The sequence below is a fragment of the Nitrosomonas sp. genome (assembly GCA_016703745.1).
Classification (GTDB): Bacteria; Pseudomonadota; Gammaproteobacteria; order Burkholderiales; family Nitrosomonadaceae; genus Nitrosomonas.
In genome coordinates this window covers 1178834-1191441 of the sequence record JADJBK010000006.1, presented here as the reverse complement: position 1 = coordinate 1191441, position 12608 = coordinate 1178834, and the positions used below count along the sequence as shown (strand labels likewise).

The 12608-nt window shown below is 50.6% G+C and carries 11 protein-coding genes, 1 tRNA gene and 1 other RNA gene; 6 read left to right on the top strand and 7 right to left on the bottom strand.

From position 1 onward, the window contains the following. Positions 1-59: 59 nt before the first annotated feature. From tnpB to IPG31_06665, 5 genes are all read right to left on the bottom strand, one after another. Positions 60-410, bottom strand: a complete 351-nt coding sequence (gene tnpB / locus IPG31_06685) for an IS66 family insertion sequence element accessory protein TnpB (GenBank protein MBK6618052.1) — start codon at positions 408-410, stop codon at positions 60-62. Beyond that, positions 398-694, bottom strand: coding sequence for an IS66 family insertion sequence element accessory protein TnpB (locus IPG31_06680; protein MBK6618051.1), 297 nt, complete (start codon positions 692-694; stop codon positions 398-400). Before IPG31_06680 ends, tnpB begins: the two co-directional genes overlap by 13 nt. Positions 695-895: 201 nt before the next feature. Continuing rightward, positions 896-1900: a threonylcarbamoyl-AMP synthase gene (locus IPG31_06675; protein ID MBK6618050.1), complete on the bottom strand. Its 1005-nt coding sequence runs from the start codon at positions 1898-1900 to the stop codon at positions 896-898. A gap of 89 nt (positions 1901-1989) precedes the next feature. Beyond that, the gene (locus IPG31_06670; GenBank protein ID MBK6618049.1) at positions 1990-2961 is read right to left on the bottom strand and encodes a calcium/sodium antiporter; all 972 of its coding nucleotides are present in this window, start codon (positions 2959-2961) and stop codon (positions 1990-1992) included. A 210-nt stretch (positions 2962-3171) separates the two neighbouring features. Next, a tRNA-Leu gene (locus IPG31_06665) sits at positions 3172-3258 on the bottom strand. A gap of 220 nt (positions 3259-3478) precedes the next feature. Here IPG31_06665 and IPG31_06660 point away from each other — a divergent pair. Continuing rightward, positions 3479-3856 carry a diacylglycerol kinase family protein gene (locus IPG31_06660; protein MBK6618048.1) on the top strand — a complete coding sequence of 126 codons (378 nt, stop codon included), beginning with the start codon at positions 3479-3481 and terminating at the stop codon, positions 3854-3856. Between the two features lie 25 nt (positions 3857-3881). Then, the gene (locus tag IPG31_06655; protein ID MBK6618047.1) at positions 3882-5036 is read left to right on the top strand and encodes a class I SAM-dependent RNA methyltransferase; all 1155 of its coding nucleotides are present in this window, start codon (positions 3882-3884) and stop codon (positions 5034-5036) included. Between the two features lie 46 nt (positions 5037-5082). Here IPG31_06655 and IPG31_06650 read toward each other — a convergent pair whose 3' ends face one another. Together IPG31_06650 and uvrA are read right to left on the bottom strand one after the other, a co-directional pair. Next, positions 5083-6342 (bottom strand): glycerate kinase, encoded by a 1260-nt coding sequence (locus IPG31_06650; protein MBK6618046.1) that lies wholly within the window; start codon positions 6340-6342, stop codon positions 5083-5085. Continuing rightward, positions 6329-9178: an excinuclease ABC subunit UvrA gene (uvrA, locus tag IPG31_06645; protein MBK6618045.1), complete on the bottom strand. Its 2850-nt coding sequence runs from the start codon at positions 9176-9178 to the stop codon at positions 6329-6331. The genes IPG31_06650 and uvrA overlap by 14 nt, the downstream gene beginning before the upstream one ends. 339 nt (positions 9179-9517) lie before the next feature. Here uvrA and IPG31_06640 point away from each other — a divergent pair, with 339 nt between their 5' ends. The 4 genes from IPG31_06640 (at position 9518) to IPG31_06625 (ending at position 12594) form a co-directional block, all read left to right on the top strand. After that, entirely contained in the window at positions 9518-10315 is a 798-nt protein-coding gene (locus IPG31_06640) for a hypothetical protein (protein MBK6618044.1), read from the top strand. Between the two features lie 139 nt (positions 10316-10454). Further along, positions 10455-10552, top strand: an RNA gene (gene ffs, locus IPG31_06635) — signal recognition particle sRNA small type. A 125-nt stretch (positions 10553-10677) separates the two neighbouring features. Further along, the gene (gene dnaX, locus IPG31_06630; protein MBK6618043.1) at positions 10678-12255 is read left to right on the top strand and encodes a DNA polymerase III subunit gamma/tau; all 1578 of its coding nucleotides are present in this window, start codon (positions 10678-10680) and stop codon (positions 12253-12255) included. A gap of 15 nt (positions 12256-12270) precedes the next feature. Beyond that, complete coding sequence (locus IPG31_06625) at positions 12271-12594, top strand: YbaB/EbfC family nucleoid-associated protein (GenBank protein MBK6618042.1); 324 nt, start codon at positions 12271-12273, stop codon at positions 12592-12594. Positions 12595-12608: the final 14 nt, after the last annotated feature.

The window sequence follows — 12608 nt, the reverse complement described above, 5'->3', positions numbered from 1 at the left end:
TGAATTATACCACGAAATCGCAATCAACCGCCTGTTAATAAACAACTATTACATATTTTCTACACCTGAAAATGCCATTGTGGCCGCGCCGATAAACGCCGCCAGTCTACGCCGGCAATCAACCATTCCCACTGCGATAGCGCTAACTCGACACACGCCGCATCCTGCCTCGGCCAGACAAACCGCCCCTGATGCAGGCGGCGCTGACATAACCACACCCCCGTGCCATCCCACAGCAAGACCTTGATGCGATTGCCCGCGCGATTGCAGAATATGAACGCCGAACCCGCGCAGGGCGGGTGACCCAATACCTGCTGCACAATCATCGATAAGCCATCCATGCCGCGACGCATATCCACCGGATCGACCGCCAGCCAGATCTTACCCGCGTGCGCAATCAACCCAGACATGACAGCAATTCTCCCAGCCATCGCGGGGAAACGCTCAGTGGTAATTCCAGCACATGCGTACCGCGACAGCGAAGCTGCAATACTTCCACTGACGCCGCTGTCGGCTTGATCGTAACCGGAATCAAGGCTGGCAGCTTGATATCATCGCGCCCACGCCGGTGAGCGCGCAACCAATTCCCAAACGTCTTCGCATTCAACCCGAGCGCCCGGCAATAGGCTGCCTGCGACAAACCGCTCGTTTGCCAGTTGCTGATATGCTTTTGCTTATCATCCTGTAATGCCATGGCTTATCCTCCTGTAAGGTAATGCAGAGGAGAATAATCCAGAAAATTGTGATTGCGTAGATGGGAGCGTTGGACGGTTACGATAGTGTCATGGTTAGTGATGGTGTTGGAGTTTCTAAAAAATCGGAGCTTCATCCTGTCTGATCTCGCTTTTCTTCAGTAGAAAAGTACCGGATTGTAAAGCAAGCTGAGTATGCTGCGTTACCTGGCCGGATAATGGCTGGCACGTAGCAATCGGTCTGTTATTGCCAGCCAGCCAGCGTCATTCGGTACGGCTTCAGCTAGCAGGCGATTAAAACCCTGCTGGTCAAGCATGCGCAGGGTGGCGTATAACCGTTTGCCATAATTTTCTGAATCATTCGGCATTAAGACGCAGTACACGTTCTTCTCTGCAGCGAACAAAGCTTGAAGTTTCTGGCTGTGCACAAGTGCGCCGATACGCATTCCTTGTTGTAGCAGCGTATCGAGACGGCTGGTCAGCAAGGAATGATCGAGGACTTCCAGAAGAGTAACCGGCGCGTAATGAGAGGCGTGCGAACCTGAAACCCTTGCGGTAGAGTGCGCTGTTTCTGTGGTAATACGGTATTTGAGCACACGTTCGATCATGGTTGGAGAAATGCCGCCGGGACGCAATAGCTGGGGAGAATGATCGAGACAACTAATGATCGTGCTCTCCAGCCCGACAGTACAAGCGCCTCCATCCAGTATCATGCCAAGTTGACTACCAAAATCTTCTGCGACATGTTCGGCGAGTGTTGGGCTGATGTGTCCGAAGCGGTTTGCCGACGGTGCTGCCAGCGCTTTGCGTGGACCGAGGGCAGTCAGCAGCGCCAATGCAATCGGATGGCTCGGGATGCGCAGCCCAACTGTATTTTGCCCACCGGTTACGCTCAATGGCACATGTATACTTTTGCGTAGTATGAGAGTAAGCGGTCCTGGCCAGAAATTCTCAATCAATGACCAGGCATATTGGGGTATATTTTCTGCCCAGAAGGCAAGATCGGTTTGATCGGCAATATGCACAATCAGTGGATGGTTTCTTGGTCTGCCCTTGATGGCGAATATTGTTTCAATCGCCTGCGTTTGTGATATTTCCGCGCCTAATCCATAGACTGTTTCCGTGGGAAAAGCTACCAGTTCGCCACGATTCAGGCGAGCAGCAGCTTCTGTAATTCTGCTTGATACATCGCCTGATAATGGCTCCATTAGGGTTGCTGCGTTATTTGTTGAAAACACTGGTTGATTGCAGGGCGGATCAATTCTTATCTGACGATCAAGCTTTGTCAGAATATCCATTAAACCGGTACGCTGTCATGGTACAACCAGCCCAGATATCCGAGGTAAGCGCATAGCAGAGCGCCACCTTCAATGCGGTTGATTCGTCCTGCTCCACGCCACCCATAGCTGATTCCCAGCAGTATGATCGTTAGACCGAACATTACTGGGAAATCGCGCAACAGTACGTCAGCAGGTAGTCTGGAAGGCTGAATCAGTCCCGGCATGGCCAGTACTGCCAGTAGATTGAACATATTCGAGCCCAGCACATTGCCAATGGCAATATCATGCTCACCCTTCAGCGCGCTGACAATGGAAGCTGCCAGTTCCGGTAGGCTGGTGCCGATGGCAACAATGGTCAGACCAATGATCAGGTCGCTGACACCAAACCACTCTGCAATATTGACCGCTCCCCACACCAGCATACGGGAGCTGACCAGCAGGATAATTCCGCCCAGCACCAGCCACATAACCGCCTTGCTTGTTGGAAGTTGTGCTGGAATTTCCTTGGAAAATTCTCTGGCCATGGCATCTCCATTGCGGTCATTCAGACCCAGGCGCACCATCCATGCTATCAGCAATACCGTACCAAGCAGCAACACACCGCCATCAAACTGACCCAGCTCGCCATCCAGCATCAGGAGTAATACCAGAATCATGATCAGCAGCAGTACTGGGAATTCCCGCTTGAGTGTAACGGAATGAACGGTCATCGGCGCAATCAGCGCGGTCAAACCCAGTATTAATCCAATATTGGTAATGTTGGAACCCAGGACATTACCTATCCCCATAGCTGGGTTACCTTCCCAGGCAGCTACGGCTGAAACCAGCAGTTCGGGCGCCGAAGTGCCAAACCCAACTATAGTCAGACCGATGATCAGCGGGCTGATGCCCAGATTACGCGCCAGTGCTGATGCGCCAAGCACAAACCGGTCTGCTCCCCATACCAGCAAGGCAAAGCCGAACAGCACAGCGAGATTGGAATACAGCATGACCGACATTCGAGATTTCTCCGGAAAAAATGAGCAGATTTAAGAGCTCACTAAAACACAAAACAGCGAATATTTAACAGCAGTCTTGCAACCGTAAAAACTGCCACAGGAAAATTGCGGTCAGGAAGCTCTCGATAAAGTAAATTTATATGTTATTTCGCAACATATAAACGCAGAATATTATGAATATATTGGGTTTTTTGATATTTGTGGTGCCGGGAGGGGGAATCGAACCCCCATGATGTCACCATCGCGGGATTTTGAGTCCCGTGCGTCTACCAATTCCGCCATCCCGGCTGGTGAGAATAGCCGTGCAATTATTACTGAAAACCCTGTTTTCAGCAACCTATTCCTGCTTTGTATTCCGGTATGAATTGAAATCTGGATTCTGGATTCAGTCAGGATGATCTCATCCGAATAAAAAGTGCTGATGAAAGTCGGATATGAGCGCTTGCAGCCTTTATCGTTCCTCAGGTAAAGTTCGGCTGTAATGTGCCATATCTGACAGGATAGCGATTTGAACAAGACCACTATTTTTTCAATTCGTAACAGATGTAAAAGCTTTGGTTATGCGTTTTCTGGCATCCGCATATTAATTGGCAGCCAGCATAATGCGTGGATTCATGCACTCATATCGGTAATAGTGATCATGGCTGGTTTTTTGTTTCAGGTGACAGCAGTCGAATGGATGCTGCTGGTATTTGCCATCACGATCGTATTTATTGCAGAAGCCCTGAATACAGCTATTGAACTACTGTGCGACTTTATCTCGCCTGATTATCAGGAATTGATCAAAAAAACCAAGGATGTTGCTGCTGGTGCCGTTCTGATTGCTGCAATAGGTGCTGCTGTCACTGGTTTGATTATTTTCCTTCCTTATTTGCGTGTTTTCTAATCAAAATCTGGTCATGTCGGATAGTTTGTGTTTCATTGGTGAAGTGACGTATTTATCTCAGAAAGGTATGGGAGTAGTCAGGAATAGAATCGACGGCGTGACTTATTTTATCTCCGAGACCTGGCCTGGAGATATCGGAGAGTTCGAAATCAGTAATCGTCCGCTGAACAACAAAAAATTTGGTTTTGCCAAGCTGATACGGCTGATCAAACCTTCTATCGATCGAGTCGATCCGCCTTGCACCCATCATGGCAGAAATGGAACAGGTTGCTCCGGCTGTCCGTGGATGATTGCCCGTTATTCCAGTCAGCTCGAACAGAAGCGTAATCGTCTGGTTTATGCATTGCAGCGAGTCGGACTGGAAACGACTCAATTGACTGTGCCGCTGGTTCATTCCTCACCGCAATCATTGGGTTATCGCAATCGTTTTCAGGTCAAAACAAACGGAAAGCAACTGGGGTATATGGTCGAAGGCACGCACGATCTGGCGCCAGTTGATGATTGTCTTGTGCTGAATCCGACCTGCAGGAGTCTGCTCCGGACGATGTCAGCCAGTCTGCCGCGTATTGATTGGCTTCCAGGGGAAGACCGTGGCTGGAATTCCATTGACCTTGACGATGAAATGACAGCTGATCAGATCCGGATCAACGAGAAGCGTCCTTTCAGGCAGGGCAATGCCGCGCAAAATGAGGCGATGAGAGCCTGGCTTGCACAAAAACTCGCCGGGCAGGATTGCTCAGGCAAGGTAGTCGAGTTATTCTGCGGTTCGGGTAATTTTACCGAGATTATTGCGCAAGCTGATTTCAGTGAGATCATTGCCTGCGAATCCGATTTGAAGGCAATCCAGACGCTGAAAGCCAGACGTCTTGAGCGAGTGAGCATCTGGCAGGTTGACCTGTTTCTGCCGTTTATCTGGAAATCACTGAAAAAAGCCATTGTGGGTGCCGAAACGCTGGTTATGGATCCGCCGCGCGCGGGCCTGAACAATATACGTGGATTTTTCGAAACATTCAGCAGCCTGAATACGGTTTATTATATTTCCTGTGATGTAGAAACCTTCGCTCGCGATGCTAAGGTATTTACCGGGCAAGGCTGGGTTATCAAAGAACTTCAACCCATCGATCTTTTTCCCCATACTCCGCATGTCGAGATATTGGCGTTTTTCGAGAAGAAAGCGTGATACAGGGCGGTTTTCATATTCATGATGGCCTGTTGTTTAAAGTAACTCACAAAACCAGAATTACCCGAAAATCATTGATATTGGTGCGCGTTGGGCCGGTTGTCACCAAGTCATCCAGCTGCCCGAAGAAAGTGTAACTGTCATTATTGGTAAGCAGGGAAGCGGGATTAAGTCCCAGCTGTTGCGCACGTAGCAGCGAATCCGGCGTCAGAATGGCGCCGGCACTGGCAACGGTGCCATCAATGCCATCGGTATCGCAGGCCAGGGCGTATACGTTTTCTAGTCCGTTCAGTGCAATTGCCAGTGATAATAAAAATTCGCTATTGCGTCCCCCCTGGCCATTTCCTTTGACAGTAACCGTCGTCTCTCCGCCGGAGATCAGGGCAACCGGTGGTTTACAGGGATGGCCGTAGTAGCGTATTTCCTGTGCCAGGGCAGCATAAGCTTTGGCAATTTCGCGCGCTTCCCCGGTAACGCTGTCACCGAGTATCAACGGGGTGATTCGTCGGCTGCGGTAATATTGCGCTGCCGTGGTGAGTGACTGATGCGCACTGGCAATGATACGGTTTCTGACATTTCTGAAAACTGGATCACCTGGTTTAGGTGTTTCACCAGCGCCTGTCTGTAAAATCTGCGCCACTTGCGCTGAAAAATGAATGGCATAACGTTCGATAACTGCCAGCGCATCCTGGCAAGTGGTGGGATCGGGTGCGCACGGGCCGGAGGCAATCTGGGCGGGATCATTGTCTGTGACATCGGAAATAATCAGGCTATAGACCGGGGCACAGCAGGTGGCCGCCAGTCTGCCGCCCAGCGCGCTGGACAGGTGCTTGCGTACCGTATTGATTTCCTGAATGCTTGCGCCACTGCGCAGAAGTTGCTGCGTGATAGCCGTTAATTCTTCCAGTGTTACGCCCGCGACAGGCGCGCACAGCAAGCTGGATCCTCCTCCGCTGAACAGCCCCAGCAGCATATCATCAGGTTTGAGCAACTGAATGGATTCCAGCATGGCTTGCGCGGCAAGTACCCCCTGTCTATCCGGAAGGGGATGGCCAGCTTCAATAACGACGATTTTTTCTGTGGGTGCGCCATGCCCATACGGAGTAAGTACCATTCCTTCCAGTTTGGCATCTACCGGCCAGCAGGTTTCCACCGCCTGTGCCATTACCGCAGCGGCCTTGCCCGCGCCAACAACCAGTGTGTTGCCACTGGGTGGATCTGGCAAGTGTGCCGGGACAATTTCTAGTGGATTGGCAGCCGCGAGTGCAGCCTGAAAGCTGCCAAGCAATAACTCACGCGCGTTCATGTGTCTGTTCCTGTTTGTTGAGGGCAAGCAATGGCCGCAGGAATTCACCTGTGAAGCTATCGTCATTGAGTGCTACTTGTTCCGGTGTACCCTGCGCAATAATGTTTCCGCCCCCTGCGCCACCTTCCGGGCCGAGATCGATCAGCCAGTCGGCAGTCTTGATGACATCGAGGTTGTGTTCGATGACGACTACGGTATTGCCGTGATCGCGCAAACGATGCAGTACGCCGAGCAACAGATCAATGTCCTGAAAATGCAGACCGGTGGTTGGTTCATCGAGGATATAGAGTGTGCGCCCGGTATCTCGTTTGGAGAGTTCGAGCGATAACTTGACCCGCTGCGCTTCGCCACCTGATAGCGTGGTCGCGGACTGGCCGAGTGTGATGTAGCCCAGTCCCACGTCGAGTAGCGTTTGCAGCTTGCGCGTCACGATCGGTACGGAGTCAAAAAAATCACGGGCTTTTTCAACGGTCATTTTTAGGATTTCATGGATATTTTTACCTTTGTACTGAATTTCCAGTGTTTCCCGGTTGTAGCGCTGTCCGTGGCAGGTATCGCACGCAACATAAATATCCGGTAAGAAATGCATCTCGACCTTGATGACACCATCACCCTGGCAAGCCTCGCAACGCCCCCCTTTGACATTGAAGGAAAATCTGCCGGGGGCGTAGCCTCGCTCTCGTGCTTGTGGCACGCCGGCAAACAGTTCGCGCACTGGGGTAAACAGGCCGGTATAGGTGGCAGGGTTGGAGCGTGGCGTGCGCCCAATGGGGCTTTGGTCTATGTCAATGACCTTGTCAAAAAACCCCAGTCCGTCGATCGACTCGAATGGCGCGGGATCGGTCTGGCTGCCGTACAGATGACGTGCGACCGCGCGATACAGGGTGTCGTTGATCAACGTGGACTTGCCGGAGCCGGAAACACCGGTCACGCAAACCAGCAGTCCAACCGGCAGATCGAGCTGCGCATGCTGGAGATTGTTGCCCGTCGCGCCCTGAATACGCAGTATCCGTTGTGGATTGGGAGGTGTGCGTGTTGCCGGTACGGCGATGGCCTGTCTGCCCGAAAGGTATTGTCCGGTCAACGATTCGTTGTTAGCTAGAATGTCGGCTGGCGTACCTTCCGCGACGACCCGTCCGCCATGCTCACCTGCACCCGGACCCATATCTACGACGTGGTCTGCCAGTAATATGGCGTCCTGATCATGTTCAACGACGATAACGCTGTTACCAAGGTCGCGCAAATGTTTGAGGGTTAACAGTAACCTGGCATTATCGCGTTGATGCAGGCCGATGGAAGGCTCATCGAGCACGTACATAACGCCTGTTAATCCTGAACCAATCTGGCTGGCGAGGCGAATTCGCTGTGCTTCGCCGCCGGATAGGGTATCTGCGGAGCGATCCAGCGACAGATAATCGAGTCCGACATCGTTGAGGAATTGCAGTCGGTTGGAAATTTCGCGCACAATACGTTCTGCAATTGCCTGTTTGTGACCTTCGAGCTGCATCTGGTCAAAGAACTGTCTGGCCTGGCGTAACGGCCACGCACTGATGGCATAGATCGTTTTGCCATCCACCAGAACATGCCTTGCTTCGCGGCACAGGCGGGTTCCTTCGCATTCCGGACACACCCGGGTGTTAATCAGCTTGGCCAGCTGTTCGCGTACCACCTGCGATTCCGTCTCCCGGTAGCGGCGTTCCATGTTGGGGATAACCCCTTCGAAAACATGCGTTTGCTCACGTGAACGACCACGGTCATCCGGATAGGTAAACGCAATTTTCTCTTTACCCGATCCGTAGAGAATAATGTGCTGTAGGGTCTCATCCAGTTGTTCGAAAGGCGTATCCAGATCAAAGCCATAATGACCAGCCAGACCCTGCAGCATCTGAAAATAGAACTGGTTACGACGATCCCAATTGCGGATGGCGCCGCTGGCGAGCGACAGATGAGGAAAGGCCACGATACGCACCGGATCAAAAAAAGTGATTTGCCCAAGTCCGTCACACTTGGGGCAGGCACCCGCAGGATTATTGAAGGAAAAAATACGGGGTTCCAGTTCAGCGAGTGCGTAGTCGCAGACCGGACAACTGAATTTTGCCGAGAAGAGATACTCCTGTCCGCTGTCTATTTCTACTGCAAGTGTGCGGCCTTCAGCCAGTCGCAGCGCGGTTTCAAATGATTCAGCCAGTCTTTGTTTACTATCGGGGGAGGTTTTGAGCCGGTCGATGACTACTTCTATGCTGTGTTTTTTGTTTTTGGTCAGTTTGGGAGCATCATCGAGGTCATAAAGTATTTTGTTAATCCGTACACGAATGAAGCCTTGTGCGCGCATCTGATCAAATAACAATTGTTGCTCTCCCTTCCTATCGCTGACTACGGGCGCAAGAATCATCAGACGGGTGTCCATTGGCAATTGCAGAACACTATCCACCATTTGCGAAACAGTTTGTGCGGTCAGGCTAATGTTGTGTTCCGGGCAACGTGGTTCTCCTGCACGTGCAAACAGTAACCGCAGATAATCGTGAATTTCAGTGACTGTTCCGACTGTGGAGCGCGGATTGTGTGATGTGGCTTTTTGCTCAATGGCAATCGCAGGCGAGAGCCCCTCGATCAGATCGACATCCGGTTTTTCCATCAGCTGCAGAAACTGGCGCGCGTAGGCGGAAAGTGATTCGACGTAGCGTCGCTGCCCCTCGGCATAAAGTGTATCAAACGCCAGTGAAGATTTGCCGGATCCGGATAATCCGGTGATGACAATCAGGCGATTACGCGGTAAATCAAGATCGATATTTTTGAGGTTATGCGTGCGTGCGCCGCGAATCCTGATAACTTCCATTAGGGTATCTCTAAAAATTCAAAGTGTTAAACAAAACGTGACGTGAGCAAAAAATATTGACGACGTATGTGATCGATAGTAAAGAAAATATTCTCCGGGGATAACCGGGTATTGTGACAAAATCTGGATTTTTAGAGATGCCCATTAATGCCCGGTCTGCCTGAATGAGAGATATCATAACCCGCTAATATACCGTGAATCCGGTGAGTGGGTGAATGGCAGCTTCATAGGCGCAGTTTTCGCATACACATGACTTCCACTGTTTCATCTTCGAGAACTTCGCCGGTTACTTCAACGAGCATGAGCAGCGCATCGGTAACGTAGAATAAAAACATAACCATGACAACCCTGGACAAACCATCCGAACCGGCAAATCGGCTCATTCTGTTGGGTGCAAGTAACCTGACTATATCATTGCGCCTCACCATTGGGGAGATGCAACGCCACTGTGGCGGGCCCAGCGAAGTACTGGCGGCAGTGGGCAATGGGCGCTCATATGGGCAGAGCAGCCGCTTCTTGCTGCGCGAACTACCCGGCATCATCAACAGCGGTTTATGGGTGCGGCTTGCTGAGAGCGAAATACGTCCAATCTATGCCGTTCTGACAGATATCGGCAACGATATTCTTTATGGGCATAGTCCTGCGCAAATCCTGCAGTGGGTTGCTGAGTGTATCAATCGGCTGGAGGCCTGCTCGGCACAGATCGTATTATCCAATTTACCCATCCGGACGATCGAATCCCTGCCGGAATGGCGCTATCGCCTTTTCAGGCAAATATTTTATTCTTCCTGCCAGCTTTCCAAAGCAGAAGTTCTGGAACGGGCGCGAGAGGTGTATCAGGGATTGATTGACCTGGCAACAAATCGGCAATGTGTGCTTTGTGAACAGAATCCTGACTGGATGGGCGCGGATGGCATTCACTACGCCTACAGTAAACGCAATCAGCCCTATCAATATTTTTGCTCGCAATTCGGAGAAATAACCCCCTCTCTGGAGAAAACTGCATCCTGTTTACCGTATTCTCATTCCTGGAATAAGTCCCCTCAATTTGCCTGCCAGAAAATGCTGGGAAGAGAAAGAATCTGCTCCCAACCAAGCGGAAGATTATCAGATGGGACGACGGTGTCGCTATACTGAAGACTGCAGGTGAATGTGCCTATCCTCAAGGCATCTCTACCCATTACCAGCTGCGCATAGTGATCTGCAAGCCGGAACTGCCTGCGCGCAAAGCCAATAACCTGACATGTCAATAGTTACATGGAGTAGAATAGCGCTCGGCGGGCCTCCCCGCATTGTGAGGTAGTGAACCTGGTCAGATCCGGAAGGAAGCAGCCACAGCTATTTTTGCAAGTGCCGGGGGTTTGGCTCGCCACTGGTTGTTAACTGTAATACTGGCGATTGCAGTCTTTTCTTTTTTGCGCAGGAAATTCTCCTGCTCGTTGACACGAACAAACAATTATCCGGAATATTGCCTGGATCCGAAGGCTTGATACAAAACCTTGGCGCATTCACTCGTTCTTGCCCGAAAATGGCGTCCCAAAAAATTTGCTGAGCTCGTTGGGCAGGATCATGTCGTGCGCGCATTGTCAAATGCCTTGACACAAAACCGGTTGCACCATGCCTACTTATTTACAGGCACTCGTGGTGTCGGCAAAACAACTATCGCACGTATTCTAGCCAAGGCGCTGAATTGTACTAACGGGATAACTGCTACACCCTGCGGTCAGTGCATTGCCTGTCAGGCTATAGATAGTGGCAGTTTCGCTGATTTGATCGAACTGGATGCCGCTTCCAATACGCAAGTGGATGCCATGCGCGATTTAATGGATAACTTGCAATATTCACCGGTATATGGGCGCTACAAGGTGTACTTGATCGATGAAGTACACATGCTCTCCAAGTCAGCTTTCAACGCCATGCTTAAAACGCTGGAAGAGCCACCTGCACATGTCATATTTATTCTTGCGACTACCGATCCGCAAAAAATTCCCGTGACTGTGCTATCTCGTTGTCTGCAATTCTGTCTGAAACAAATCACACCTGCTCTGATCGTTACACGACTGACAGAAATATTGGTTGCTGAGCAGATCAGGGCAGATCAGGCCGCATTGAAACTATTGGCACACGCAGCGAAGGGCAGTATGCGTGACGCGTTGAGTCTGCTTGATCAGGCAATTGCCTTTTGTAATCATTGTGTGGAAGAAGCCGGTACCCGAGCTATGCTGGGCGTGGTCGGGCAGGATCATCTGTTCGCATTGCTGCAAGCGTTAGAGCAGAAAGAGGGTGGCAAACTGCTTGCCATTGCCGGTGAACTTGAAGCTGCGGGCGTATCCTTTGACTCTGTACTGCAGGATCTGGCTGCCTGGTTGCATCAGATCGCACTGGCTCAAACCGTGCCGCAGGCAATCGATGAAACTCTGCCGCAACGCGACCAGATACTCGCGCTGGCAGGCCAGTTTAGCCGTGAGGATGTTCAGCTTTTTTATCAAATTGCGCTGCATGGTCGGCAGGATTTGGGTCTGGCACCGGATGAATACAGCGGTTTTAGCATGACATTGTTGCGAATGCTGGCTTTTCTGCCTGACAGGGGCGAGAAACCTGAACGAGTGACAAAAAGTACTGGCAAGCATGCCAAAACACCCATACCACCAGTTGAACAGCGGAATGTCAGTAAACCTCAGACCATATCGCTTTCACCCAACGAAACCTGGTTGACACTTGTCAAAGAACTTAAATTGACGGGTATGACACGAATGCTGGCACAGTACTGTGAGGCAAGCGAATTTTTATCCGGAAAAATAAACCTTTGCCTGCCACCGGAGCATCGACACCTGCTGGAAAAGACTTATCAAGAAAAACTGAAAGCACAATTAGAAACTCATCTTGGTAATCCTGTTGAACTGACTATTTCATTGGCTGTTATTAGCGGTGACACACTTGCAGCCCGCCAGGAAAATGAGCAACGCACCAGGCAATCCAGTGCGATTGATGCCATTGAATCAGATCCTTTTGTACAGGAATTGATTGAAGAATTTGATGCAAGTCTGGATGTAAAGTCAATAAAACCAAACTCTTAATGGAGACTAACAATGATGAAAGGTAATCTGGCCAATTTAATGAAGCAGGCCCAGCAAATGCAGGAAAACATGAAAAGCATGCAGGATAAACTGGCAACAATTGAAGTAGAAGGACAGTCAGGTGCCGGAATGGTGAAAGTAATAATGACTTGTCGCCATGATGTCAAGCGTATCAGTATTGACAGCAGTTTGATGAGCGACGACAAGGAAATGCTGGAGGATTTGGTTGCTGCTGCTGTCAACGATGCGGTGCGTCGTGTGGAATCAACAACACAGGAGCATATGGCAAGCATGACGGGCGGCCTTGGTTTGCCACCTGGCATGAAGCTTCCTTTCTAATAATTCATACTTAC